At 64.6% G+C, this 26,092-nt stretch carries 27 protein-coding genes; 13 read left to right on the forward strand and 14 right to left on the reverse strand.

Annotated features, from left to right (window positions below; translation table 11 throughout):
- Positions 1-21: 21 nt before the first annotated feature.
- Complete coding sequence (locus UP10_RS15730; protein ID WP_044588201.1) at positions 22-1,446, forward strand: amidase; 1,425 nt, start codon at positions 22-24, stop codon at positions 1,444-1,446.
- Positions 1,447-1,527: 81 nt separating this feature from the next.
- The gene (locus UP10_RS15735) at positions 1,528-2,046 is read left to right on the forward strand and encodes a hypothetical protein (protein ID WP_044588202.1); all 519 of its coding nucleotides are present in this window, start codon (positions 1,528-1,530) and stop codon (positions 2,044-2,046) included.
- A gap of 2 nt (positions 2,047-2,048) precedes the next feature.
- Here the strand turns inward: UP10_RS15735 and UP10_RS15740 are convergent, their stop codons facing one another.
- The gene (locus tag UP10_RS15740) at positions 2,049-2,573 is read right to left on the reverse strand and encodes a DUF1993 domain-containing protein (protein ID WP_044588203.1); all 525 of its coding nucleotides are present in this window, start codon (positions 2,571-2,573) and stop codon (positions 2,049-2,051) included.
- 85 nt (positions 2,574-2,658) lie between these two features.
- Here UP10_RS15740 and UP10_RS15745 point away from each other — a divergent pair, with 85 nt between their 5' ends.
- Positions 2,659-3,438: a transporter substrate-binding domain-containing protein gene (locus UP10_RS15745; RefSeq protein WP_245321754.1), complete on the forward strand. Its 780-nt coding sequence runs from the start codon at positions 2,659-2,661 to the stop codon at positions 3,436-3,438.
- Positions 3,439-3,625: 187 nt separating this feature from the next.
- Positions 3,626-4,444, forward strand: a complete 819-nt coding sequence (locus UP10_RS15750; protein ID WP_044588204.1) for a DUF2147 domain-containing protein — start codon at positions 3,626-3,628, stop codon at positions 4,442-4,444.
- Positions 4,445-4,512: 68 nt separating this feature from the next.
- Here the strand turns inward: UP10_RS15750 and UP10_RS15755 are convergent, their stop codons facing one another.
- Both UP10_RS15755 and UP10_RS15760 read right to left on the reverse strand, forming a co-directional pair.
- On the reverse strand, positions 4,513-4,917 hold the full coding sequence (locus UP10_RS15755) for a (R)-mandelonitrile lyase (RefSeq protein WP_044588205.1): 405 nt from the start codon (positions 4,915-4,917) through the stop codon (positions 4,513-4,515).
- A gap of 23 nt (positions 4,918-4,940) precedes the next feature.
- Complete coding sequence (locus UP10_RS15760; RefSeq protein WP_044588206.1) at positions 4,941-5,639, reverse strand: ribonuclease activity regulator RraA; 699 nt, start codon at positions 5,637-5,639, stop codon at positions 4,941-4,943.
- A gap of 214 nt (positions 5,640-5,853) precedes the next feature.
- Between UP10_RS15760 and pxpB the strand changes: the two genes are divergently transcribed.
- From pxpB to UP10_RS45635, 5 genes are all read left to right on the forward strand, one after another.
- Entirely contained in the window at positions 5,854-6,585 is a 732-nt protein-coding gene (gene pxpB, locus UP10_RS15765) for a 5-oxoprolinase subunit PxpB (protein ID WP_044588207.1), read from the forward strand.
- Entirely contained in the window at positions 6,582-7,619 is a 1,038-nt protein-coding gene (locus UP10_RS15770) for a 5-oxoprolinase subunit C family protein (RefSeq protein WP_044588208.1), read from the forward strand. The genes pxpB and UP10_RS15770 overlap by 4 nt, the downstream gene beginning before the upstream one ends.
- A gap of 30 nt (positions 7,620-7,649) precedes the next feature.
- The gene (locus UP10_RS15775; RefSeq protein WP_044588209.1) at positions 7,650-8,423 is read left to right on the forward strand and encodes a LamB/YcsF family protein; all 774 of its coding nucleotides are present in this window, start codon (positions 7,650-7,652) and stop codon (positions 8,421-8,423) included.
- Between the two features lie 137 nt (positions 8,424-8,560).
- Positions 8,561-8,959 (forward strand): hypothetical protein, encoded by a 399-nt coding sequence (locus tag UP10_RS15780; RefSeq protein WP_044588210.1) that lies wholly within the window; start codon positions 8,561-8,563, stop codon positions 8,957-8,959.
- 31 nt (positions 8,960-8,990) lie between these two features.
- Positions 8,991-9,194 carry a hypothetical protein gene (locus tag UP10_RS45635; RefSeq protein ID WP_210167970.1) on the forward strand — a complete coding sequence of 68 codons (204 nt, stop codon included), beginning with the start codon at positions 8,991-8,993 and terminating at the stop codon, positions 9,192-9,194.
- 252 nt (positions 9,195-9,446) lie between these two features.
- On the opposite strand, the gene UP10_RS15785 is transcribed toward UP10_RS45635, so the two are convergent.
- The 4 genes from UP10_RS15785 to UP10_RS15800 form a co-directional block, all read right to left on the reverse strand.
- Positions 9,447-11,048 (reverse strand): sulfite reductase subunit alpha, encoded by a 1,602-nt coding sequence (locus UP10_RS15785; protein WP_044588211.1) that lies wholly within the window; start codon positions 11,046-11,048, stop codon positions 9,447-9,449.
- Positions 11,045-12,829, reverse strand: coding sequence for a NirA family protein (locus tag UP10_RS15790; RefSeq protein WP_044588212.1), 1,785 nt, complete (start codon positions 12,827-12,829; stop codon positions 11,045-11,047). Before UP10_RS15790 ends, UP10_RS15785 begins: the two co-directional genes overlap by 4 nt.
- A gap of 348 nt (positions 12,830-13,177) precedes the next feature.
- Positions 13,178-14,335, reverse strand: a complete 1,158-nt coding sequence (locus UP10_RS15795) for a CmpA/NrtA family ABC transporter substrate-binding protein (protein ID WP_044588213.1) — start codon at positions 14,333-14,335, stop codon at positions 13,178-13,180.
- Positions 14,332-14,922 (reverse strand): ANTAR domain-containing response regulator, encoded by a 591-nt coding sequence (locus UP10_RS15800; protein ID WP_044588290.1) that lies wholly within the window; start codon positions 14,920-14,922, stop codon positions 14,332-14,334. Before UP10_RS15800 ends, UP10_RS15795 begins: the two co-directional genes overlap by 4 nt.
- Positions 14,923-15,038: 116 nt before the next feature.
- Between UP10_RS15800 and rimO the strand changes: the two genes are divergently transcribed.
- Complete coding sequence (gene rimO / locus UP10_RS15805; RefSeq protein WP_044588214.1) at positions 15,039-16,364, forward strand: 30S ribosomal protein S12 methylthiotransferase RimO; 1,326 nt, start codon at positions 15,039-15,041, stop codon at positions 16,362-16,364.
- On the opposite strand, the gene UP10_RS15810 is transcribed toward rimO, so the two are convergent.
- Complete coding sequence (locus UP10_RS15810) at positions 16,361-16,597, reverse strand: hypothetical protein (RefSeq protein ID WP_156180030.1); 237 nt, start codon at positions 16,595-16,597, stop codon at positions 16,361-16,363. The genes rimO and UP10_RS15810 overlap by 4 nt on opposite strands.
- 366 nt (positions 16,598-16,963) lie before the next feature.
- On the opposite strand from UP10_RS15810, the gene UP10_RS15815 reads away from it, so the two are divergent.
- The gene (locus UP10_RS15815; RefSeq protein ID WP_044588216.1) at positions 16,964-18,160 is read left to right on the forward strand and encodes an acetylornithine transaminase; all 1,197 of its coding nucleotides are present in this window, start codon (positions 16,964-16,966) and stop codon (positions 18,158-18,160) included.
- Between the two features lie 101 nt (positions 18,161-18,261).
- Here the strand turns inward: UP10_RS15815 and UP10_RS15820 are convergent, their stop codons facing one another.
- From UP10_RS15820 to pcsA, 3 genes are all read right to left on the reverse strand, one after another.
- Positions 18,262-19,236 (reverse strand): quinone oxidoreductase family protein, encoded by a 975-nt coding sequence (locus UP10_RS15820; RefSeq protein WP_044588217.1) that lies wholly within the window; start codon positions 19,234-19,236, stop codon positions 18,262-18,264.
- 82 nt (positions 19,237-19,318) lie between these two features.
- Positions 19,319-20,044, reverse strand: coding sequence for a TerC family protein (locus tag UP10_RS15825; protein WP_044588218.1), 726 nt, complete (start codon positions 20,042-20,044; stop codon positions 19,319-19,321).
- Positions 20,041-20,769, reverse strand: a complete 729-nt coding sequence (gene pcsA / locus UP10_RS15830) for a phosphatidylcholine synthase (RefSeq protein WP_044588219.1) — start codon at positions 20,767-20,769, stop codon at positions 20,041-20,043. The genes UP10_RS15825 and pcsA overlap by 4 nt, the downstream gene beginning before the upstream one ends.
- A 134-nt stretch (positions 20,770-20,903) precedes the next feature.
- Between pcsA and UP10_RS15835 the strand changes: the two genes are divergently transcribed.
- Positions 20,904-22,088: a UbiH/UbiF family hydroxylase gene (locus tag UP10_RS15835; RefSeq protein ID WP_044588220.1), complete on the forward strand. Its 1,185-nt coding sequence runs from the start codon at positions 20,904-20,906 to the stop codon at positions 22,086-22,088.
- 13 nt (positions 22,089-22,101) lie between these two features.
- Here UP10_RS15835 and UP10_RS15840 read toward each other — a convergent pair whose 3' ends face one another.
- Complete coding sequence (locus UP10_RS15840) at positions 22,102-23,055, reverse strand: AEC family transporter (RefSeq protein ID WP_044588221.1); 954 nt, start codon at positions 23,053-23,055, stop codon at positions 22,102-22,104.
- Between the two features lie 125 nt (positions 23,056-23,180).
- Between UP10_RS15840 and hspQ the strand changes: the two genes are divergently transcribed.
- Positions 23,181-23,513: a heat shock protein HspQ gene (hspQ, locus tag UP10_RS15845; protein ID WP_044542184.1), complete on the forward strand. Its 333-nt coding sequence runs from the start codon at positions 23,181-23,183 to the stop codon at positions 23,511-23,513.
- Positions 23,514-23,560: 47 nt separating this feature from the next.
- Here hspQ and UP10_RS15850 read toward each other — a convergent pair whose 3' ends face one another.
- On the reverse strand, positions 23,561-24,817 hold the full coding sequence (locus tag UP10_RS15850) for an MFS transporter (protein ID WP_502692197.1): 1,257 nt from the start codon (positions 24,815-24,817) through the stop codon (positions 23,561-23,563).
- A 367-nt stretch (positions 24,818-25,184) separates the two neighbouring features.
- The gene (locus UP10_RS15855; RefSeq protein WP_044588292.1) at positions 25,185-26,024 is read right to left on the reverse strand and encodes an invasion associated locus B family protein; all 840 of its coding nucleotides are present in this window, start codon (positions 26,022-26,024) and stop codon (positions 25,185-25,187) included.
- Positions 26,025-26,092 lie beyond the last annotated feature (68 nt).

The following is a 26,092-nucleotide window of genomic DNA, read 5'->3' on the forward strand; positions in this document are numbered from 1 at the left end:
CGGCGATGCGGGAGCATGCAAATGGGTTTCAAGGAATTCGGCAATTATGATGCGGTCGGTCTCGCCGAGCTCGTCCGCAAGAAAGACGTAACGGCGAAAGAGCTGCTCGACGAGGCCATCGCCCGCACGGCGAAGGTCGATCCGCCGATCAACGCTGTTGTCGTCAAGCACTATGATTATGCCGAGCGGCAGATCGCCAAGAGCTTGCCCGACGGCCCCTTCACCGGCGTGCCGTTCCTGCTCAAGGACCTCGATTTGCTCGCAGGCACGCGCACCACGTCAGGCGCGAGCCTGCTGAAGGACTTCGTCGCCGACCACAACGGCACGCTGGCCCAGCGCTTCCTCGATTCCGGCTTCACGATCTTCGGCAAGAGCGCGAGCCCGGAATTCGGATTGATGCCGACCACGGAATCCCGCCTGTTCGGCCCGACTCGCAATCCCTGGAACCTCGAGCATTCGTCGGGCGGCTCGTCCGGCGGTGCTGGCGCCGCGGTTGCCGCGCGCATTCTCCCCGTCGCGCATGCGAGCGACGGCGGCGGCTCGATCCGCATCCCGGCATCCGCGTCCGGCGTATTTGGCATGAAGCCGACGCGGGCGCGCAACCCGCTCGGTCCTGACCGCGGCGAAGGCTGGGGCGGCTTTTCGGTTGGCCATGTGCTCAGCATCAGTGTCCGCGACAGTGCCGTGATGATGGACGCGATCCACGGCGCGGAGCCGTCGAGCCCCTATGTCGCGCCGCCGCCGGAACGGCCGTTCTCGCAGGAGGTCGGCCGCGACCCCGGCCGGCTCCGCATCAGCTTCACCGACAAGTCACCCTATGGCGATGCCATCGATCCCGAGATCGCCCAGGCGGTCCGCGACATCGCCAAGCTTCTGGCGGGCCTCGGCCATCATGTCGAGGAGCGCGCGCCGCCGCTGGCGGCCGATCCTGGTCCGCTGATGACGACGATCGTCGGCGGCAACACGGCGTTGACGGTGCGATTGCTCGAGCAGCGTGTCGGCCGCAAATTGACCTCGGACGATGTCGAGCGCCTGACGCTGGCCAGTGCGGAGAATTCGCTGAAGCTGACGCCGGCGGATTATGTCGCTGCACAGCTCGCCGCGTTCCAGATTTCGCGCGGGCTCGCGACCTTCTTCGAGGCTTGCGACATCTTCCTCAGCCCGACGCTGTGCACGCCGCCGCTCCGTCTCGGCGAGCTGAACACGATGTCCGAGGATCTGAGCCACATCGCACCAGTCCTGCGCCGCTACATGCCGGGCACCTCGATGTTCAACATGTCCGGACAGCCGGCGATGTCGGTGCCGCTGGCCTGGAACAACGCCGGACTGCCGCTCGGCATGATGTTTGCGGCCAAGCTTGGCCAGGAGGGACTCCTGTTTCGCCTCGCCGGCCAACTCGAGCAGGCCCACCCCTGGAAGGACAAACGCCCCCCGGTCTGCGCATAGGCTGACAAACTCCAGCCGCATCAGGTAGATAGGGAGTCGTATCGACGCCACGGGCTGGCGTCCTGTCTGGAGATCGAAACCGTGAGTAAAAACGACCCGACCGACAATGCGCTCGCGGCCATCGCGAGCATTCTCGATCAGACGATCTCGCCGCCCGAGCCGGCTAAATCGGTAGACAGGGAATTCGCCCCGGTGGAGGAGCCACCGGTGGCAATGCCGCCGTCTTTGCCGCAGTCGATCGCAGCGGAGCAAGTCGAACCGGAGCATGTCGAACCGGAGCATCGAGAGCCGGAACCGAGCGAACCGCCGCCGATCCAGCCGATCGAGGCCAACGGCTATTCCAAGGCCGGTCCCGGCCCGATGGCCGCGCTGCGCTTTCGATGGACGGTGCGCGAGGACGACGGCCGTTACTACGTCGACGAGACCGTCGGCGAAGGATCGACCCCGCTCGTCAACGGCCCGATGGACAAGGACTCCGCGATCAAGTTCGTCGACGACCGCGAGGCTGCGGCACGGCAGCGCTTCGAGCATTTCAAGCACGAGATGATCAGCCGCACTGAAGTCGCCAGCCTCGCGCCCAGGGATAGCGACGAAAACTAGCCTTAAGCCTGCGGCGGCCGCGGTGGTCCCAGAAAGTCCTTCTTCGCGAGATTGACGCCGGCATGGCGCAGGATGTCGTAGGCGGTGGCGACATGGAAGAAGAACTGCGGCACGCTGAAGGTCAGGATCAGCGATTGGCCGGTAAAGGACCTGGTGGCGCCGCTGCGGAACGTGAACACGACCTCCTTGTCGGCAGCCGCATCGATGGCAGCCGGCAGCAGGCATTGCGCGAAATCGATCGTGGCCAAGATCCGGGATTTCAGCTCGGCGATATCTGGCTCGGCACCGGGCAATACCAACGGCTCACGGCCTGCCAGCAACGCGCAACTGAGGATGGCGTGGCGGAGCGCCTCTCCGACCTGCTGGCGAAGGCTGTACATGTTTGGTGAGAGCCGCATCGCCAGCAGCACCTCCGGATCGATCTTGCGAACCTTGGCATGAGCGTCGGCGTGATCAAGCAGCGCCGAAAGATTGCGGAGATACGGCACATAGACGCCGATGGATGCGTCGTGGAGTGAGATGGTCACTTCGGCTCCCGGTGGTCTGGCTCAATTGCGCCATCTGGTCTAAATGCTGGACAACGACATGTCATCGGAATTGACGGAGAAATTGATGTTTCGCGCTTTGGCCGCCCTTGCTTTGGCATTCCTCGTGTCCTTGGCGCACGCCCAGCAGGCCCAAGCCCCGTCGCGCCTCGACGAGATCGTCAAGCGCGGTACGCTGCGAGTCGGCATGACCGGCGACTATTTGCCCTTCACCTCTCTCGACAAGGAGGCGAAGACGTTCCGCGGTTTCGATGTCGACATGGCGCAAGCGCTCGGCAAGGCGCTCGGCGTCAAGGTCGAGTTCGTGCCGACGGCATGGCCGCAAATGATGAAGGACTTCGAGGCCGACAGCTTTGACATCGCGATGGGCGGCGTCTCCATCACCTTCGACCGGCAGAAGAAGGGCCTATTCTCGACGCCGATTATGCGCGAGGGCAAGACCCCGATCGCGCGCTGCGCCGACAACGGCAAGTACGACACCATCGCCGAGATCGACAAGCCCGGCACTCGTGTCATCGTCAATCCCGGCGGCACCAACGAGCGCTTCGCCCGCGCCAATGTGAAGAGTGCGGACATTCGCGTGTTCAACGACAACACCAAAATCTTCGACGAGATCGCCAAGGGCGACGCCGACCTGATGATGACCGACTCGTCCGAGACGCGCTACCAGCAGAAGCTGCATCCCGGCGTGCTCTGCGCGGTACATCCCGACACCCCGTTCGATTTCGCGGAAAAGGCCTACTGGATGCAGCGCGATGTGGCGCTGAAGGCCTTCGTCGACCAATGGCTGCACATCGCGATGGAAGACGGCAGCTACAAGAAGATCTACGCCGCATGGTTTGAATAGGCCGCGGCAAACGCGCCTGCTTCCGTGCGGAAAATTGACCGCCTGGCGGTCCGAAACTAGACTGCGGTCCAGTGATTGAACCAAAGCCGCTACTCCACGACTTATGATTTGAAAGTGACCTGGGTCACGCTCCGCAGAGCTACCGCCGGATAGTTTGGGGACGGTATTCCCTGCACTGGAGGTCGAGATGAAGAAGCTTCTGGCTATCGCTGCGCTTTTGTTGGCGAGCACGGCCGCTGCGCAGGCGCAATACAGCTTCGATTATGGCGGCCGCACCATCCGGATCGATCCGGATCGCGGAACGGTCTCGATCCCCGGCGTCTACGACAATAGCGGCCACCGAACCCGGCGCGCCAAGGGCGACGACGCCGACCGGAAACGCAAGCCGGCCGCGCCGCAGGAGGCCAAGACGGACACCAAGACCGATCCGCAGGCACCGCCGAGCGAAGCCCCTGCTGCGGCAGCATCGCCGGCACCCGCTCCAGCCGATCAGGCTACCGTTCCGGCGGCGCCTGCCCTGACTGCAACGGAGCCCGCCAACACGACCGTGGCGGTCGCGCCATCAGATACGGCAGCGACCACGCCGCCTCCGCCCGCCCCACCACCCGTGCAACAGCAGGCTGCGCCGCCGGCGCCGGCTGCCGTTGCCGCGATTCCGCCCCCGCTGGCTGCCGCACCCAAGCCGGCTCCGAACGCCGTGCAGGCGGCGAATTCGCCGCTGGGCGTCTGGTTGACGGAAGAGAAGGAAGGCAGGGTCCGCATCGAGCAATGCGGCGCCAATCTCTGCGGCTACGCCGTCGACAAAAAGTCGAGCGAGAACGGCGAGCAGGTCCTGATCAACATGAAGCCCGCCAAGGACAAATGGAGCGGCCGGATCCTCGATCCGAACACCGGGAGCACCTACGATTCCACTATCGCGCTGAAGGGCTCCGACACCCTGCGGGTGCAAGGCTGCGCGTTCGGCGGCATGTTCTGCGGCGGCCAGACCTGGACGCGGTCGAACTAAGCGCTCTCACCGGGAATCAAAAAGCCCCGCTGTGTGCGGGGCTTTTCGTTTGGGTATCAGCTACGGCCCTACCCGAGATTGCCGCCGTATTCCTCGTCGGTGACGTGCTCCATCCAGGTCGAATAGACACCGTCAAGCGCCTCCTGCATGGCGATGTGGGTCATGCTGTTGCCCGGGGACGCGCCGTGCCAGTGCTTCTCGTTCGGCGGGATCCAGACGGTGTCGCCGGGCCGGATTTCCCTGATCGGGCCGCCCTTGGCCTGCACGCGGCCGACGCCTGAGATCACGTAAAGCGTCTGGCCGAGCGGATGGGTGTGCCAGGCGGTACGCGCGCCGGGCTCGAACGAGACACGCGAGGCGTTCAGCCGCGCCGGCGCAGGCGCCATGTTGATGGGGTCCTGCAGCACCGATCCGGTAAAGTTCTCCTGCGGCGCGCGGCGGGTCGGCCGCGAGCCGGAAACGTGGATATCCATGGACTTACCTCGGTTTGTTGAAGTTATTTCTTGCTTGCGGCGTAGCGTGCCTTGGTCTCTGCGTTCATCGGGTAGAGGCCGGGCAATGGGGCGCCATTGTTCACCTCGTTGACGATCCACGCTTCCATCCGTTCCTGCTCCGGCCCTTCCGCCAGGATCAAGTCGACGAAGGCCTGCGGGATCAGCACGGCGCCGTCCTGGTCAGCGACCACCACGTCGTTCGGAAACACCGCAACGCCGCCGCAACCGATCGGCTCACCCCAGCCGACAAACGTCAGCCCCGCGACCGACGGTGGCGCGGCATAGCCGTCGCACCACACCGGCAAACCGGTCCCGAGCACGCCCTCGAGGTCGCGCACCACGCCGTCGGTGATCAGCGCCGCCACCCCGCGCTTGACCATGCGCGCGCAGAGGATGTCGCCGAAGATGCCGGCGTCGGTGATGCCCATCGAATCGACCACAGCGATGGAGCCTTCCGGCATCGCCTCGATCGCGGTGCGGGTCGAAATCGGCGACGACCAGGATTCCGGCGTCGCCAGATCTTCACGCGCCGGCACGAAGCGCAGCGTGAAGGCGGGCCCAACCAGCCGCTTCTGCCCGGGCTTCAGCGGCTTGGTGCCGCGCATCCAGACGTTACGCAGTCCCTTCTTGAGCAGGACCGTGGTGATGGTGGCGGTGGACACGTGCGACAGCGTCGCGATCGCTTCGGCGGACAGGGACATCTGGGAGGATAGCTCCAGTGGGAGGAATGAGACGGGGCGCATCTTGCGGGGCCAGCCCCTCGCGTCAAGGGCTGCGCGCGAATTCTGCGATCACCAGATCTTATCGCTTGCATGCCGATTAATTTATTGAAGTTGCTGCATCATTTTGCACGAAGCGAATTCCACTCGGTGCCGAAACACGCTAGCTTGATGCACCAAGAGTCCGCTCAATCCGATGCCCGAAACCTTAAACCCTCCCCGCCTTTTGCCGAGTGGCGACAGCGCCATCACGGTGGAATTCAGCCGCACCATCGACGAGGCCGCCAACCGGCGGGTGCTGGCGCTCGACCGCTTCATCGCCGCCGAACCGATCGCTGGCATCACCGAGACGGTGCCGACCTATCGGTCGCTGCTCGTCCACTACGATCCCGTGCAGATCGATTTCGGCACGCTTGGCGAGCAATTGCTTGCGCGCGCGGAACAGGCGCTGCCGACTGCGGCCGGCACGCGGCGCTGGCGCATTCCCGTCGCCTATGGCGGCGAGCACGGCGCCGATCTCGAGGACGTGGCGAAGACGCTCAACACGACGCCCGACGACATCGTCGCGCGCCATGTTGCGGGCGACTATCGCGTCGCCATGATCGGCTTCACGCCCGGCTGGTCCTATCTCAGCGGACTGGAGACATTCCTGCACATGCCACGCCGCCAGAATCCGCGTCTGCTGACGCCGGCCGGCACCGTCTCGATCGGCGGCATTCAGACCGGCGTGCAATGCCTCGCCGGCCCCAGCGGCTGGCACCTGCTCGGCCGTACCGCTGTGCGAACCTACCAGCTGCATCGCGACCCGATCTTCCTGCTGGAGCCGGGCGACGCCATCACCTTCACGGCGATCGATGCCAAGACCTTTGCCGACCAGGACCGCGCGGCCGAGGCCGGCGCGTTCATCGCCGAACTGGTGACGCCATGAGCAAGCTTATCGTCACCTCGATCGGCCCGGCGAGTTCGGTGCAGGACGGTGGGCGCCCGGGATCGCAGCGCTACGGCCTGACGTCGAGCGGCGCGATGGACCGGCTGGCGCTGGCCGCCGCCAACACGCTGGTCGCCAACGACCTGTTTGCGGCAGCCGTCGAGATCGGTCCGTTCGGCGCCAGCTTCACGGCGCATGGCGGCGCGGTGCGCGTGGCGCTCGCCGGTGCGCCCCGCAACGCCGACATCGGCGGGCGCGCGGTTGCCTTCGACAGCTCGGTAACGCTCGCCGACGGCGAAACGCTCACTCTCGGCTTTGCCCGCGGTGGCTCGTTCAGCTATCTGGCGATCGAGCATGGCATTGCAGGCGAGCCGATGTTCGGCAGCCTCGCGGTCAACGCCCGCGCCGGGCTCGGCAGCCCCTATCCGCGCCCGCTGCAGAGTGGCGACGAGTTGAAGACGCAAGCCGCGAGCGGCGCGGCCGAGCGCCGGATCGAGCTACCGGCGACTCCAGAAGCGCCGATCCGAATCCTGTTCGGGCCGCAGGACGACGAGTTTTCCGACGAGAACAAGAAGCTGTTCGTGGACAGCGAGTGGAAGATTTCCGCCACCAGCGACCGCATGGGCTACCGGCTCGAAGGTCCGCAGATCAAGCATCTGCACGGCCACAACATCGTTTCCGACGGCACCGTGAACGGCAGCATCCAGGTGCCCGGCAACGGCCAGCCGATCGCGCTGATGCCGGACCGCGGCACCAGCGGCGGCTACCCGAAGATCGCGACCGTGATATCGGCCGATTTCGGCCGCTTCGCCCAGATCTCCGCCGGCCGCCCGTTCCGCTTCAAGGCGGTGACCATGGCGGAAGCGCAGGCGGAGACCAAGACGTTCCGCGACCTGCTGCGGTCCCTGCCCGATCGCCTTCGCGGGATCGAGGAGTTCGGGCTCAACATCGAGGCGCTGCGAGATGCTAACGTCGCTGGCCAGGCGGTCAGCGCCACCGACGCCGCGACGTGGCAGGTTGCCGCAGCCGGCTAGATCAAGATCAACAACAACGGACCTGTTGTCATGACCACAACCATCGACCTCAATTGCGATCTCGGCGAGAGCTTCGGCCCCTGGGAAATGGGCAATGATGCCGCGATGATCGAGCTTGCGACCTCGGTCAACGTCGCCTGCGGCTACCACGCCGGCGATGCCGACATCATGCGCCACACGGTCGAACTGGCGAAGGCCCGCGGCGTCAGCGTCGGCGCGCATCCTGGTTATCGCGACCTGCACGGCTTCGGTCGCCGCCCGATGCCAGGACTGACCTCGTCGGAGATCGAGAACCTCATCGCCTACCAGATCGGCGCGCTGCAGGCGATCGCGACCGCGGCCAGCCACAAGGTCACCCATGTCAAGGCGCATGGCGCGATTTCCAACGTCGCCTGTGAAGACGACATGACCGCAAAGGCGATTGCCAATGCGATCAAGGCGGTCGATCGCAACCTGATTTTCGTGGTGCTCGCCAATTCGAAACTGGTGCGCGCCGGCGAAGCCGCCAATCTGCGGATGGCGCATGAAGTGTTCGCCGACCGCGCCTATGAGGACAACGGCAATCTGGTCTCGCGCAAGAAGCCCGGCGCGGTCCTGCACGATCCCAAGCAGATCGCCGATCGCGTCGTGCGGATGGTGCAGGATGGCGCCGTCGTCTCCGTCACCGGCAAGGTGATCAAGATGCAGACCGACACCGTCTGCATCCATGGCGACACGCGTGGGGCCGTCGAGATCGCGCGCGGCCTGCGCCAGGCGCTGAAGGATGCGGGCATCGCGGTTGCGCCGTTCAAGACGGCGCATTGAGAGGAGCGGTTGACGGCCCGCCGGCGACGCTGCCGGCCCTTTAGATTCTGTTAAGAGTCTTCTTAAACCCAAACTTGCCGATTGGTTGCTAGGTGCAGTTTCCGAGCCTTGTCCTCTCAGGAAATTGGGTACGAAGCATGTTCCGCACCTCCATCTCGCTTGCCATTGCCGCGATTGCCACGGCCGCCTTCACCAGCGCGGCGTCCGCCGGCTGCTCCAGCTGCTACACGCCGCCGCCCCAGCCCTGCACGACCTGCTATCAAGTACAATCGGTGCCGCCGCAGTACCGCACGGTGCAGGAAACCGTGATGGTGTCGCCGGGCCGCGTCGTCGCGCATCGCACGCCGGCGCAATATCGCACCGTGATGGTGCCGAGGACCGTGATGGTCGCGCCCGAGGGCGTCGCCTATGAGCGCATCGCGCCGCAATATGCCATGCAGGAGCGCACGCAGATGGTCTCGCCGGGCTATTCCTACTATGCGCCGGTCCAGCCGACCTGCAACACCTGCGGCGGCGGATACAGCTACGGGTATTAATGCGTAGGGTGGGCAAAGGAGCGCAAGCGACGTGCCCACCATCCTTGCCGTGCACGTGAAGCTGGGCACGCTTCGCTTTGCCCACCCTACGGATTCGCAAAACAAAAGCCGCCGCCTGAGAATATCAGACGGCGGCTTTTTCAATGTCTCGAAACGTCAGAACGGGTGGATGGACAGCGTGCCGAACACAATGGCCGCGATCACCGCAAAGGCGCTGTACAGCGCCACGGTATGAACTCCGCTTCCGGTCTTCCGGGAAAGATTTCGCGCGTGAAGGTGCAGGCGGGCTTCCGCCGATAGTTCGCGCATGGTCGATCTCCAACGCCCCATTAGACGACATATGGAATATCGTTCGCGTGCGGATTCAAGCGCGTGGCAAAAATAGCGATGCCACCTCCTTCGAGGACTTGGTTCCCAGTGAAAAATTCTTCGCCACGGGCCGGCGCGAGAATTTCATTCGCTCGAATTTGAGGCGCCGGGAACCGGCCTAATACACGTCCTGCTGGAGCCGGCCCTTCTTCTTCAGGTCGGCGACGAAGCTGATCGCCTCGTCCGTGGTGCGCGCACCATGCTGGGCGACGATGTCGACCATTGCGCGCTCGACGTCTTTTGCCATCCGCTTGGCGTCGCCGCAGATATAGACGTTGGCGCCTTCGGCGAGCCACGTCCACAGTTCGCGGCCGACTTCGCGCATGCGGTCCTGCACATAGAATTTCTTCTCGCCGTCGCGCGACCATGCCAGCGACAGCCGCGTCAGCAGACCTGCGGTCTTCAATGCGTTGAGTTCGTCGGCATAGAAGAAATCGCAGTCCGAGCGCTGGTGGCCGAAGAACAGCCAGTTCTTGCCGGGTGCGCCGGTGGCGCGGCGATCGAGCAGGAAGGCGCGGAACGGCGCAATGCCGGTGCCCGGCCCGATCATAATGATCGGAATCTTCGGATCCTGCGGCAGCGCAAACCCGTGCGCCTTCTGCACATAGACCTTCAGCTCATCGCCGGGATTGATCCGTTCGGCGAGGAAGGTCGAGGCCAGCCCAAGCCGCCTGCGCTTGTTGACGAGGTAACGGACGCAATCGACGGTCAGCGACAATTTTCCGGGCGTCGCATTGTGCGACGACGAGATCGAATAGAGCCGCGGCTGTAGCGGCTCCAGCGCCTCGACGAAGGCCTCCGGATGCGGCCGCACCTTCGGGAATTTCTGCAGCACCGCCATCACGTCGAGCGTTGCGGCATCGCCATCGGGGTCTTCGCCCTGCGCCATCGCGCGCGCCTTCTCGCGCTGTGCGCCACCGGTCAGGTACGACAGCAGTTCGAATAGCGAATCCGGTGCCGGTGACAACGAGACGTCATCCTGCAACACCTCGCGCAACGTCTTGCCGCGGACCTCGGTGGTGTGCGAGGCGCCGAGCAGCGCGATGATCTGGTCGACGAGGCCGAGATCATTGCGCGCAAAAATGCCGAAGGAGTCGCCGACGACATAGTCGAGGCCGCAGACCGCGAGATCGAACTCGATATGCCAGGTCTCCTTCTCCGAGCCCTGCTTGTTGAGCAACCGGCGCGACAGGAATTTTGCTGCAATCGGATTGTCGCGGGAGCGGCCGGGGTCGCCGAGCGGCGGCGCCGCCGCGGCCGGTTCGGCTGCCGCTGGCGTCGAGGCTGGCGCCGGCGCCTTGTCGATATCTTCATAAAGCGACTTCAGCATCCGCGCGGTTTCCTTGCCGCCGGGAACACAGAGGTTGAGCCGCGCCTCGCTCTTGCCCGCGATGGCCTCCGAATAGTCGTGGCAATTGTAGCCGCACTGGCCGCAATCCTGCTGCGCCATCGCCGCCATCATGCGTCGCCGCAATGGGCGGCCCTCGGCGAGCTTCATGCGATCCGATATCGGCATGGTCTGGTCGTGCCACGGCGCTTCGCCATCATCGCCGCCGTCGGCACCTTGCATGATGCCAGCGCCCTGCTCGGCTGACAGCGGTGTCGGTGCATCCGACAGCAGACCTGCAAAGAAACCGTTGAGCCAGGAGCGTTGCGCCTCGGAGAACGGCGCGCTGGCGGGAATGATGTCGATCTTCGGCGGAGGAGCGATCTGGTTCATGCGGAGACCTCGGCATCGGCGAGCTTGCGCAGCGTTTCGCCGTCATGGCGGCGCGCAAATGTGAGAAAAGTTTCGTCGGGCGAAGCGCGATTGTTGACGTAGGCCTTCAGCAGCCGCTCGACATAGCGAGGAGCGTCCTCCGCCGTGACGTCGTGAAACACCTCCTGCCCGACATCGGCGTCCGGACCGAAGCCGCCGCCGGTGAAGACATGAAAGCCATCGACCGTGTCGTCAGTATCGCCGACCGGGATCCGCGCGCCGATCATGCCGATATCGCTGATGTAATGCTGCGCGCAGGAATGGTGGCAGCCGGTGAGATGGATGTTGATCGGCGTCTCGATCGGCACCCGCGGATCGCACCAGTCTGCAATCCTGGCGGCGTTAAGCTTGGTATCGGCAAGGCCAAATTTGCAACCGGCGCGGCCAGTGCAGGCGATCAGCCCAGCGCGCAGTTCAGAGGTTTTGATCGCAAGTCCGATCGCCTCGATCGCGGCGGTGGCCAGCGCGAGTTTGGCGTCGGGCACGCCCGATATAAGCAGGTTCTGCCATACCGTGAGGCGGATATCGCCGTCGCCGAGATCGCGCGCGATTTTGGCAAGGCCACGCATCTGCTCACAGCTCACCTTGCCGAGCGGCAGTGCCACGCCGATCCAGTTCAGGCCGGTCTGCTTCTGCCGGTGCACGCCGATATGGGCGGTGCGCTCGAATGCCGGCCGCGGCGCCATCGCTTCGGCGGGTACGCGCGTGAAGGGCTGGCCGAGCCGTTCCTCGACGAGGGCCAGGAACTTTTCCATCCCCATGCCGTCGATGACGTATTTCAGACGCGCCTTGAGCCGGTTGGTGCGGTCGCCGAGATCGATGAAGACACGAACGATGGCATCAGACACTTTTGTGGCATCGGCCGGCTTGACGATGATGTCGGAGTATTTGGCAAAATCCCGGTGTCCGGTGATGCCGCCGATGCCGAGCCGGAACCAGACGCCGGGCTCGACGCCAAAGCCCTCCTTCACCTCGACCGCGCTGAATGCGATATCGTTGGTCTCTTCCAGCACCGCGATCTTTCCGGCGCCGTCGAAGGCGACGTTGAACTTGCGCGGCAGGCCGTACAGCGAGCGGTCGTTGAGGATGTGGTAGTGCCACTCCCGGGCATATGGTCTGGTATCGAGCAATTCCTGCGGATCGATACCCGCGGTCGGCGTGCCCGTGACGTTGCGGATGTTGTCGGCGCCGGAGCCGCGCGAACAAAGCCCGAGATCCTGGATGCCCTCGATCAACGCCACCGCGTTCTTCGGCGGAATCTCGCGCACCTGGATGTTGGCGCGCGTGGTGACATGGCAGAATGGTCCGCAAAGCTCTTCCGTGAGATCGGCAAGACCCGCAAACTGCCAGTGCTTCAGGATTCCATTCGGGATGCGCAGCCGGCACATATAGGAATCCTGCGCGGGCGCGACATAAAAGATGCCGAAATAGCGCCAGCGGAAATTGTCCGCGGGCGTCGGCGGCGCATTATCAAGCGCCTGCTGCTTCAGGCGCGGATAAGCGTCGAACGGATGCTCCTCGCGCTTGAACTTCTCCTGGTCGGCGAGCTTCTTGCCCGATGCGGTGACCTTGTCCTGCGCCTTGATGTGCGCAGCGTCGGGGCCGACAGGTTCGGCGCTGGCCTTGCCTGCACCGCCGCCAAGGCCGCGGCCGACGCGGCTGATCTGCAGGCCGGTGGTAAAGCCTTCCAGATAGCGCTTCTGCTCGTCGGTGAAGTCGACTGAGACTGGCTCGATTTTCATGATTGAGACGAAGCTCCTGCGGCCACCTTGCGGGTGGGCTCAACGAAACGGGTTTGACCATTGAGGGCGCGAATTCGGCGCTGCCGCCGGTTCGTTCCCAAAACGGTCCGAACAGCCTCGTTGCTGCGGAAATCCATCTTGGATATTGCCAGCCGCCTTCGGCGACGGGTGGCTGCACTGCAACATACAAGTCGCGTGCCACACCGAGTCGCGGAGAATATCCAGACATTTCAGTGAGTTAGAAAATGGCTCAGAACGGCCCAATCCGGCGATGGCCACGGAATCTGGGCATCCCGCTCAGAAAATGAGCTAAAACAACCAAGTGCCCAGAAGAGCGTCACCCCTGATTCAGGGCTTCCAGCGTCCGATCTTGAAGGCCGCCAGATGGCCGGGGACATCATTCGGATCGAAGGGCGGGCCTGCGAAGGCGCCGATGGCATTGGAGGTGCTGGCGAGCCGTCCGGAGGCTGCGTCGTAGAGGTCGGGCCTGAACACCGCCATTGCGGCCTTCAGCGCGTCGGGTCGGAACGGCGTCTGGCCCCAGCGGACCATCTGCGCATAGAGCCAGGCCGCCTGCACCGGGTCAGGCCTCGCCGCCGCCTCCCGCCCGACTAACAAATAGCGGTTGCTTTCGCGCATGGTGCCGTCGGGCGAGATCTTCAACCGGCCATCCAGCGTGCGCTGGATGACGTTGGCGTCGACGCCGATCCGCTCGGGTGAGCTGAGGATGCGCGCCACCTCGGGCCGATTGTTCGGCTCCTCAATAAACTCGGCAGCGCGCAGATGCGCACGCACCAGCGCCGCCACAACATCCGGGTGCTTCTCCGACCAGTTCTGGCGCAACGCCAGCACCTTCTCGACCGCGCTGAGCAGGATATCGGCGACGAAATGCAGGATGTGGCCGATACCGAGATCGACCGCGATCGAATTCCAGGGGGCGCCGACGCAGAACGCATCAATGTGCCCATTGGCCAGGCTGTCCACCATGTAAGGCGGCGGCAGCACCACGAGCTGGACGTCCTCGTCGGGATCGACGCCGCCGGCGGCCATCCAGAATCGCAGTTGGTAATTGTGGGTCGAGAACGGGAAGGTCATGCCAAAGGTCAACGGCTCCGCCCCACTCTTTCGCCGCTTCGCCACCACGCGGGCGAGCGCGCGCGACGTCGCCATCGGATCGAAACGATCGCCGTCGATCTCCTCCATCAAGGCCGCGTGCAGCGCCGGCGACACCGTGATGGCGTTACCGTTGAGCCCGAGATTGAACGGGGCTGCGATCGGCACTTTGACGTGGCCGAGCCCGAGGCTCGAGGCGATCGCGACCGGGGCCAGCAGATGGGCGGCATCGAACAGCCCGATATTGAGCTTGTCGCGAACGTTCGACCACGACACTTCCCGCACCAGCGTGACGTCGAGGCCTTCGGTCGCGGTAAATCCCTGGTCGACGGCAACGATCAGCGCGGCAGCGTCGACCAGCGGAATGAACCCGATGCGCAATGGTGTGGTCATTTGAGTAGCTCCGACGCCGTCAGGATCGATTGCGCGATCTCGCCGATCTTCTTTTTCTCGCGCATCGCTGTCGAGCGCATCAGCACATAGGCCTCGTCCTCGGTCAGCCCCTTCACTTTCATCAGGATACCCTTGGCGCGGTCGATCACCTTGCGCTCCTCAAGCGCATGCTTGGTGCGGTCGAGCTCGTCCTGCAGCTTGGAGAAGGCGTTGAAGCGGGAGACGCAGAGATCGAGCAGCGGCTTGATGCGCTCCTTCTTCAGCCCGTCGACGATATAGGCGGAAACGCCCGCCTCCACCGAGGCCTGGATCGAAGCGGCGTCACTCTGGTCGACGAACATCGCGATCGGCCTGCGGACGGCGCGGCTGACCTGGAACATCTGTTCCAGCACGTCGCGGCTCGGGTTCTCGAGGTCGATGACGATGATATCCGGGTCGAGCGCATAGATCCGCGAAAGCAGGCTCTGCATCTCGCTGATGTGGACGACGTCGGTGTAGCCCGCCTCCCGCAGTCCCTCCTGGAGGATGGCCGCGCGGATCGGGCTCTCGTCGACGATCACGATCTTGGGAGACGACTCAGCGCTCATCAGCCACTCGCAGGACCCGGCAAGACGCATCCATAACACGCCATTCGGCCCGGCAAAGGGTTGTAATTGTCGGCAATTGGGACTAGCTCCTGCCTATCCATCAGGCAGATTCAGATATGCAAGAGGCCGCCGCGCCGAAAGTGAGTTTTGTGTCCTTGGGGTGCCCCAAGGCGCTGGTCGATTCCGAGCGCATCATCACCAGGCTACGCGCGGAAGGCTATGAGCTCGCGCGCAAGCATGACGGCGCCGATATCGTGATCGTCAATACCTGCGGCTTCCTCGACAGCGCCAAGCAGGAATCGCTCTCGGCGATCGGCGAGGCCATGGCGGAGAACGGCAAGGTCATCGTCACCGGCTGCATGGGCGCCGAACCCGAGCAGATCGAGGCGGCCTATCCCGGCGTGCTGTCGATCACGGGTCCGCAGCAGTATGAAAGCGTGCTGGAAGCGGTGCACCGCGCGCTGCCGCCGGCGCACAATCCGCATCTCGACCTGGTGCCGCCGCAGGGCGTCAAGCTGACGCCTCGGCACTATGCTTATTTGAAGATTTCCGAAGGCTGCAACAACCGCTGCAGCTTCTGCATCATCCCGAAGCTGCGCGGCGATCTGGTGTCGCGCCCGGCCAATGATGTGCTCCGCGAGGCCGAGCGGCTGGTCAAGGCCGGCGTCAAGGAACTGCTTGTGATCTCGCAGGACACCTCGGCCTACGGCGTCGACATCAAATACGCCGAAAGCCCGTGGCAGGACCGCAGCGTCCGCGCAAAATTCTTCGACCTCGCCAAGGAGCTTGGCGAGTTCGGGGCCTGGGTCCGCCTGCAATATGTCTACCCCTACCCCCATGTCGACGAGGTCATCGGCCTGATGACCGAAGGCAAGGTGCTGCCCTATCTCGACATCCCGTTCCAGCATGCGAGCCCGGACGTGCTGCGCGCCATGAAGCGCCCGGCCGCGCAGGAGAAGACGCTGGCGCGAATCCAGAAGTGGCGCGAACACTGCCCCGATCTGACGCTGCGCTCGACCTTCATCGTCGGCTTCCCCGGCGAAACCGATGCCGATTTCGCCTATTTGCTCGACTGGCTCGATGACGCCGAGATCGACCGCCTCGGCTGCTTCAAATACGAGCCGGTGGCCGGCGCTCCGGCGAATGCGATCGGCAATGTGGTGCCCGACGAGATCAAGCAGGAGCGCTGGAACGCGCTGATGGCGCGGCAGCAGAAGATTTCCGCCAGGCGCCTGAAGCGCAAGGTCGGCACGCGGCAACAGGTGATCATCGACGAGGTCGGGCCGACTGTTGCCAAGGGCCGGTCAAAGGCCGATGCACCTGAGATCGACGGCGCGGTCTATCTCACGAGCCGCCGCCCGCTTAAGGTCGGCGAGATCGTCACAGCGAAGATCGAACGCTCCGACCAGTACGACCTGCACGGCAGCGTCGCGGGATTCTAAGCCGCGAGCGCCGGGTCCAGCGTGCGAAGCACGCGATGGATTTGCACGGAGCTGCGGATGCCGGCATTGCGCACATAGGCATCGATAACCTCTTCGCTCTCGACCACGACGAGCCCGAACAGTTTGCGGTCAGCAGTCGCATAGGTGCACAGCCAGTGCATCTTCCCCTGGGTCGCGACGATGGCATCCAGCGCAATCCGCGCATGACGCGCCGCCTGGGCGTCATCAGTCACATTGAAATTTTCCGGAAGATCTCGTTCGATCAAAAGCTTTATCACGGCGCCACCTCCAGGATTATCCGGTCGCGGAACGACGACAGCCTAGCATCATCTACGCCCCAATGTGCGCTGTGACGGTCAACTCCCGCTTGACATCTCCGGCCGATCAGCTGTATGGCCCTCCGCCATGAACCTGAACCGGACCAACCGCCGCGCCATCAGCCGTCGTCGCACCCGCGACGATGATGGGCCGCGCCGTGTCCGACGCCAGCGCTGATTAGATAGATCAGCCAAGGTTTTCGAGAAGGCCGCGCCCCAAAGCGCGGCCTTTCTCGTTGTTCGGCCTGCCCATTCCCCACACTGACCTCAGAGGAGACTGACATGACCAACGCCGCCCATCCGTTCGATGCGCTGATGGACATCACCGCCCGCCCAGAGGTCGTGTTCGTGCGCGGCGCGGGCTCGTATCTGTGGGACGATAACCGCAACCGCTATCTCGATTTCGTGCAGGGTTGGGCCGTCAACCCGCTCGGCCATTCGCCGCCTGCGGTGGCGGAAGCGCTGGCCGCACAGGCCAAGCGGCTGCTGACGCCGAGTCCGGCATTCTACAATGAGCCGAGCCTCAAGCTCGCAAAGGCGCTGGCCGAGCAGAGCTGCTTCGACCAGGTGTTCTTCGCCAATTCCGGCGCAGAGGCCAATGAGGGCGCCATCAAGCTCGCGCGCAAATTCGGCGCGAAGTACAAGAACGGCGCGCACGAGATCATCACCTTCGAAGGTGGTTTTCACGGCCGGACGCTCGCGACCATGTCGGCGTCGGGCAAGAAGGCGTTCGAGCCGCTGTTCGAGCCAAAGGTCTCCGGTTTCCGCAAGGCGAAGCTGAACGACATCGAATCGGTGCGGCGGCTGATCTCACCGTCGACGGTGGCCGTGATGCTGGAACCGATCCAGGGAGAAGCCGGCGTATGGCCCGCGACCGACGCATTCATGCAGGAATTGCGGGTGCTAACCCAGCAGCGCGGGCTGCTGCTGATCGTCGACGAGATCCAGACCGGCATGGGCCGGATCGGAAAACTGTTCGCCTACCAGCATGCCGGAATCGAGCCCGACATCATGACGCTCGGCAAGGGCATCGGCGGCGGCGTGCCGCTCGCCGCTCTGCTCGCGACCGAACATGCCTCGTGCTTCGATCACGGTGACCAGGGCGGCACGTTCAACGGCAATCCCTTGATGTGCGCTGCTGGACTTGTCGTGCTCGATCAGATCGGCCAGCCCGATTTCCTGAAATCGGTCGTCGATGCCGGCCTGGTCCTCGAGCGTGAATTGCAGCGGCTGTCGGCGCGGCATGGGCTCGGCGATATCAGAGGCCGCGGCCTGCTGCTCGCGCTCGACCTCAAGATGCCGATTGGCGCCGCGATCGTCGCCGAGGCTTTCGCGGCCGGTGTGCTCGTCAACTCGCCGCAACCGGATGCGTTGCGCTTCATGCCGGCGCTCAACGTCACGCGAGAGGAGATCGCCGAGATGGTGGATTGCATGGATACGGTGCTGACGAAGGTGGGCGCGGCACGGCGCGTGGCGTAGTGGTCACCGTCATTGCGAGGAGCGAAGCGACGAATCAATCCATCTATCCCCCGGGTGGAGAAGTGGATTGCTTCGCTTCGCTCGCAATGACGGGGTGAGACCTACGGCCGCAAAATCGCCGCGCCCGTGGTCGCCCGGCTCTCCAGGTCGATATGCGCCTTGGCGACGTCCTTCAGTGCATAGGCGTGGTTGATCGGCACGTGCAGCTTGCCGTTGATGACGGCCGCGAACAGCGTGTCGGCGCCCTCGAGCAGTTCCTTGCGGGTGCCGACATAGTCGTTGAGCTTCGGCCGGGTCGCAAACAGCGAGCCGTGGGTGTTGAGGTCGGCGAGCGCGAACGGCGGCACCGGACCCGAGGCATTACCGAACGAGACGAACAGGCCGCGCGGCCGCAAGCACGACAGCGATCCCGGGAACGTGGTCTTGCCGACGCCGTCATAGACGACGTCGCACAGCTCACCGCGGCTGATCTGTTTGACGCGCTCGACGAAATTCTCTTCGTTGTAGAGGATGACATGGTCACAGCCATTGGCGAGCGCGATGTCGGCCTTTGCCTTCGAGCCGACGGTGCCGATGACATGCGCGCCGAGCGCCTTCGCCCATTGGCAGGCCAAGAGCCCGATGCCGCCGGCCGCGGCGTGGATCAGCACGCGATGGCCGGGCTCGACCTTGAAGGTCTTGTGCAGCAGGTACCAGACCGTGAGGCCTTTCAGCATCAGCACGGCGCCCTGCTCATAGGTGATGTGGTCGGGCAGTTTGACGAGTTTGTCGGCCGGGATCACACGCTCCGACGCATAGCCGCCGAGATTGAAATAGTACGCGACGCGGTCTCCCGGATGGAAGTTGGTCACCCCCGGGCCGACAGCCACCACCTCGCCCGCAGCCTCGTTGCCGGCGATGAACGGCAGGCCGGGCGCCTTGTAGAGGCCGGTGCGGAAATAGACGTCGATGAAGTTCAGCCCGACCGCATGCTGGCGGATGCGCACCTCGCCGGCGCCGGGCGCCGGCACCTCGACGTCCTCATAGGTCAGGACTTCCGGGCCCCCCACCTTGTGCACGCGCACAGCCTTGGTCATGTCAGTCGCTCCCCTTGGGTCTCACGTGACGCGAGCGAATGCCATCGGGGCCGCCTTGTCAACAGAGCGGCCCGGAACCAGTCTATCGCACTGCCTTTTTGCGGTTGCGCCGCGCCAGCACGTTGAACATCTCGACCGCGGCCGAGAACGCGATGGCGAAATAGATGTAGCCGCGCGGGATATGGAAACTGAATCCGTCCGCCACCAGCGCCACGCCGATCAGCACCAGGAACGCCAGCGCCAGCATCTTGGTGGTCGGATGCTCCGCGACAAATCGCGCCACCGGCCCAGACGAGACGTACATGATGACGCAGGCGATCACGACCGCCGCGATCATGATCTCGATATCCTGCGCCATGCCGATCGCGGTGATGATCGAATCCAGCGAGAATACCAGGTCGATGATGATGATCTGCACGATCACCCAGAAGAACGCACTGGCGTTCGGCCCGGCCGTTTCATCGGCCTCGCGTGCCTCAACCTCGCCGTGGATCTCGTGGGTCGCCTTCGCGATCAGGAACAGGCCGCCGCCGATCAGGATGAGGTCGCGCCAGGACAGCGCGATGCTCTTGATGGTGATGACGGGCTCCGTCAACCCGATCAGCCAGACCAGGATGCTGAGCAGCAGGATACGAAACACCAGCGCCAGCAACAGCCCGATCTGCCGCGCGCGCTTGGCCTGCGCGGGCGGGATCCGCGACACGATCACCGAAAGGAAGATCACGTTGTCGATGCCGAGCACGATCTCCAGCGCGGTCAACGTCAGCAGTGCAGCCCAGGCTTCCGGGCTGGCGATCAATTCCATCATGCCTTGAATGCTCTCAATCTGCGGATCACGCTGTCGCTGCCGACGATGTAGGCGGCGATGACGCAAAGCCCGAATGTAATCGGCGCGCCGACCATGAAGTCGTGTGCCAGGGTGTAGGCGGCAAGCACGGCCCAGGCGCCGAGCAGCCAGAGCGTCAGCCAGCGTAGCCGCACCACACGGAGCGGGTGCACCACGTGAAACGGCGCGAACGTCAGCGCGATCAGGACCGCGACCAGCAGCGTCGACATGACAGGCGGCAGATGCAGCAGGAACAGATAGAACGCCGCGGCATTCCACAGCGCCGGAAAACCGCGGAAATGGTTGTCGTCGGATTTCATCCGGCGATCGGCGAAATACAGCGCACTCGAGACCACGATGCCGATGCCGAGGATTGGCGCCGCCACCGGCAGCAGCAACCCGCTCGCGGTGATCGCATAGGCCGGCACGAACACATAGGTGACGAAATCGACCACCAGATCGAGCACCTCGCCGGACCAGTTCGGCTGCAGCCGCACCACGTCGAGCCGGCGCGCCAGCGGCCCGTCGATCCCATCGATGATCAGTGCCACCCCTAGCCAGCCGAACATGCTGGCCCAGTGATCGCGCACCGCCTCCAGCATCGCCAGCAGCGCGATTCCGGCCCCGAGCGCCGTGAAAATATGAACGGAGAATGCGGCGGTCCGCATCCGCTCGGGCAACGCTTCCGGCTGGCTGGTCTGGTCCATGTGGCCGCAGTGCTATCAGGAATCGCCCCGGTTTGCATATGCACCGTTGCGGCGTTCCGTCGCGCAAATGGCTTGAAACTCTTAACGGTGACCGGTGGCTTGAAATTGACGTCAACAATGTCAATTGTCCTGGGATGACCGACACACTGCAGGTTTATGACGTTCTTGTAATCGGCGGCGGCCCGGCCGGGCTGACGGCAGCGATTGCGCTGGCCGACACTGGGGCAAAAACCGCGCTGCTTGCGCGCCGCGCACCCTATGCCGACAACCGCACCACGGCGCTGCTCGGCGCCTCCACCGATCTGCTGGAGCGGCTGGACGTCTGGCGGCGCTGCAGCGACAAGGCGGCGGCGCTGAAGACCATGCGTCTCGTCGACGACACCGGCCGCCTGATCCGCGCGCCGGAGGTGCGCTTCTCGTCCGACGAGATCGAGCGCGACCAGTTCGGTTTCAACATCGACAATCGCTCGTTGGTGGCAGCCCTCGAGGCGCGTGCCGGCGAATTGACCGCGCTGACGCGGATCGACGACGAGGCCGCCGCGATCCATCCTGAAGATGCCGCGGTCGCGATCCAGACGCGCCAGGGCCGATCATTGTCGGCGCGGCTTGTGGTCGGGGCCGATGGGCGCCATTCGCTGTCGCGCGAGGCCGCCGGCATCGAGATCGTCAGCCGCAAGCTCGGCCAGTCCGCCCTCACCTTCAACATCACGCACTCAAGGCCGCACCGGAACATCTCGACCGAATTCCACACCGAACACGGCCCCTGCGTGTTCGTGCCCCTCAGCGGCAACAGGAGCAGCGTGGTCTGGGTCTGCACACCGAAGGAGGCCGAGCGGCTGATGGCACTCGGCGACGACGAATTGTCCGCAGCCGCGGAGACGCAATCCCATTCGATCCTCGGCCGCGTCACCGTCGAGCCCGGGCGCCACGTCTTTCCGCTCGCCATCGAGCGACCCAGGCAATTCGCCAAGGACCGCATCGCGCTGGTCGGGGAATCAGCGCATGTGCTGCCGCCGATCGGCGCGCAGGGTCTCAATATGGGACTGCGCGACGCCGCAGATATCGCCGACATCGTCGGGCAAGCGCTCTCGCGCGGCGAAGATCCGGGTGTGCCGGCCGTTCTGTCGCGCTATCACGCGGCGCGGCGTCCCGACGTCGCAAGCAGGAGCTGGGCGATCGACATTGCCAACCGCTCGCTGCTCAGCGATTTTCTGCCCGTGCAGACGATGCGCGCGGGCGGCCTGCATCTGATCGGTTCGGTCGGCCCGCTGCGGCGACTCGCGATGCGTGAAGGCCTCTCGCCGTCGTGGCGGCGGTGATCACCGAAGCGATCTAGGGAAACGCCAGCCGTCCAGTCTGGATGACCCACATCACGCTGGTCAGCGTGACCACGGATGCAAAAGTCCCGATCAGTACGGCGACCGACGCCGGCTCGATCCAGGTATCGTTCTGCCGGGCGATCACGAACGCGTTCAGCGCCGGTGGCAGCGAGGCCATCAGCACCGCGGTCGCCGCCCAGGGCTGCGCGAACGGACCGAACAGCAGCATCAAGCCGAACGCCAGCAGCGGGTGGATCAGGAGCTTGATCGCGATCACGCCGGGGACTTCCCACGGCACCCGCTTGAACGGCCGCAACGCGACCGTGACCCCGAGCACGAACAGCGCCATCGGTGCTGCGGCATTCTCCAGGAACTGGATGGTCCGGTCGAGCGCGACCGGCAGCGGGATATGGAGTGCGGCAACCAGCGCGCCCAGCACCGCCGACATGATCAGCGGGTTCTGCACGATCTGCCGCAGCACCACGCCGAGCGCATGCAGCAGCGAGGGATGGTCGCGGTCGCTCAGCTCGATCAAGAGCGGTACGATCGAGAACAGGAAGATGCTGTCGCAGCAGAAGATCAGTGCGGTCGGCGCCGATGCCTTGGTGCCGAGCACGGCGAGCGCCAGCCCCGGGCCCATATAGCCGATATTGCCATAGGCGCCCGACAGCCCCGCAAGCGTAGCCTCGCGCAACGTCAGCCTTCCGAGTGCCTTGCCCGCGACCATCGCCAGGAAGAAGGCGATCACGGTTCCGAGCGTGGTGGCGATCAGGAATGGCGGGTTGTTCAGCTCCGAGAACGGCGTCTTGGACATGATCCCGAACAGCAGCGCGGGCAGCGAAACGTAGAGCAGGAAGAAGTTCATCCAGGCGAGCCCGCTCTCGGGCAGGCCCTTGGCCTTGCCGCAGGCAAAACCAATGAAGATCAGGCCGAAATACGGCAGTGCCAGGTTAAGGATATCGATCATTCTGAAAGTGTTTTCTTAGGGTCTGGTCCGGGGACGGTTCGGCCCGGCTAGAATCGGTAAACCGGGGGTTAATTCACGTTCCTGCCCCCTAGCATCGGCCACAATGTTGGTCTATCGAACGAGACATGATCAAAGCACGGACCGCCAAATTTCAGATCGGGCAGATCGTGCGCCACCGGGTGTTCTCGTTCCGGGGCGTGATCTTCGACATCGATCCGGAGTTCAACAACACCGAAGAGTGGTGGTTGTCGATCCCTGAGGATGTGCGCCCCCACAAGGACCAGCCGTTCTATCACCTGCTCGCGGAGAACTCGGAGACCGAGTATGTCGCCTATGTCTCCGAGCAGAACCTGCTGCCCGACGACTCCGGCGAGCCGATCCGGCATTCGCAGGTCGCCGAGATCTTCGTGAAGGACAAGGCAGGCGGCTACCGCCCGCGCAACCCGTCGCTGAACTGACGGCCTGCGCTTTCGATCGTGGCGCATGGCACCGTGATCACGGCTGCTTAGACCCCCTCATGCGCTGATAGCGCCGCCGCGACCGCCCAGACGGCGAAGCCCGACAGCGCCAATCCCGCGCCGACCAGGCCGGTGGATGCCCATCCATAGCCCGCGGCGACGGCCATTCCGCCCAGCCACGGCCCCAGCGCATTGGCGACGTTGAAGGCGGAATGGTTGAGCGCAGCGGCGAGGCTTTGCGCTTCGCCTGCCACGTCCATTAGCCGGGTTTGCAGCACGGTGGCGAGCCCCCCGCCCAGCCCGATCAGCAGCACATCGATGAGCAGCGTCCAGAAATTCGCCGCCGCCAGCGGATACAAGGCCAGCGTGGCCGCCGACCACAGCAAAAGCCCGCCCGCCGTTGCCATCAAGGCGCGGTCGGCGAAGCGTGGCACGATGATGTTGCCGGCCGTGAGACCCGCACCGAACACGCACAGCGCCACCGGCACCAGCGCCGGCGACACGTGCGTCACCGCCAGCATGGTCGAGGCAAGATAAGTGTAGACGGAGAACAGCCCGCCGAAGCCCACGGCGCCGATCGCCAGCGTCAGCCAGACGTGCTTGCGTCCGAGCGCTGAGAGCTCGCGCAACGGGCTCGCCCCGGTGTTGACGGTGTCACGCGGGGCGAACACCGCGACCAGGATCGCGGTCAGCAACGCGAGGCCAGCGACGATCGCGAACGCCCAGCGCCAGCCGATCATCTGGCCGACCCCGTTGGCGAGCGGGACGCCGATGGTGGTTGCGATGGTCAGGCCCAGCAGCACGCGGCCCACCGCGCTGGTACGCTTGTCCATTGGGACAAGCGAGGCGGCGACCAGCATGGCGATCCCGAAATAGGCGCCATGCGGCAGCCCGGCGAGGAAGCGCAGCGCGAGCATGGTGTGATAATCCGGCGCCAGACCTGAGAGGCCGTTCATCAGCGCGAAGAAGCCCATCAGCGCGATCAGCAGCGTCCGCCGTGTGACGCGCGCCGACAGCACGGCGATGACGGGCGCGCCCACCACGACGCCAAGGGCGTAAGCGCTGATCGCGTGGCCGGCCATGGGCTCGCTGATGTGCAGATCGCGTGCGAAGAACGGCAGCAGGCTCATGGTGGCGAATTCGGCGATGCCGATCGCGAAACCGCCCATCGCCAGCGCGAGATGAACGATGCCCGGATGGAACACCTTGGCAGTGGTGTCACGGGCAGCGGTCTCCCCGGCAGCGGTGTCCGGCTTCACACTGGCGTCACCATCGAGCGAGGTGCGCCGGGCCAGCTGCTCCATCGGGAGGTCCAGCGGTTCCCGCCGCTGCTTGTTGAGACGCTGGGACATTGACCGAATTCCATGAATGCGAACGGCGGCCAGGGTTCGCAGAACGCACACGCGCGCGTTTGCGCATCGACGGCGCGTGAACGCGCTTTCGTCTGGCCTCCCGCGTTGATTCCTTGATTGTGCTTCGACGCCGGGGTCGCACACGAAGCGCAGGACCACCAGAGCGACAAATCGCTATCAGCCAGACACTATCGCATGGCGCCGCATCTTGAATGAAGCCACAGACCTCAGGTGCTGCGGCCGTTCCGACAAGCTAAAGGCGCCCCTTCGGGCGCCTTTTGATTTGCGGCATTCCCGCGCGCTAATTTTACTTGCGCGCTTACTTGGCTGCCGGATTGGCCGGAGCCGGTGCAGCCGAACCCTGCCCGCCGGCTTCGAGCTTCTTGCGTTGCTCTTCGGCACGCTTCTGCAATTCTTCCTGCAGCTTCTTCTGGGTTTGCTCGAACTCCTTCGGATCGGTCGGTGGGCCGTCATAGGCCTTCGCGAACTCACCGTTGAGCGGCAGCGGCAGCGTCAGCGGCGCGCCGTTGGAGTTGATCGCCTGGACCACCAGGTTCTGGCCCTTCTTCAGGTTGGCGATCATTTCCGGCGTCGCCTCATAGTCCGACATGCAGCCGTTCTGGAAGCAGATCACATAGGGGGACTGCTGCGGCGGATTGCCGTCGATGATGATGCGGGTGCCGTGGACGAGTTGCATGCCGAGCGGCAGCGTCACGCGCAGGATCTTCTTCGGCTCGCCTTCCGGCTCGATGACGACTGCGGCGATGACAGGTTGACCCGACTCGATGCGGCCGTCCTTGCCGGTGAAGCAGACCTGCTTGGCGCTGGCTTCCTGGCCCTTCAGGCAGAACTTGGTCCAGGGCGCGTAGATCAGCTGGATCTGCTGATCCGGCGGTGGCGGCTGTGCTCCCGCGACGGGCGGCGGAGCGGCCTGGGACTGCTGCGGAGCCGCGGGTGCAGGGGCCGGCGCAGGCGCTGCCTTCTGGGCCGCCTTCGGTGCCGCCTTGGGCGCAGCCTTCGGTGCCGCGGGCGCCGGCGCTGCGGGCTGCTGGGCCTGAGCGGCAGGAACCAGGAGCGCTGCGGACAGTGCCGTTGCCGCCATCAGGGCGACAATTCGCCCATGCGGCCGAACCGGGGCGGCCAAGATACGGAAATTCATTGCGGAAAACCCTTTCTGAACGGCAGCGCCCGAAACCGCTGCAGGCGCCGACACATAGCCGCGAAACA

This window comes from Bradyrhizobium sp. LTSPM299 (genome assembly GCF_000938235.1).
Taxonomy (GTDB): domain Bacteria; phylum Pseudomonadota; class Alphaproteobacteria; order Rhizobiales; family Xanthobacteraceae; genus Bradyrhizobium.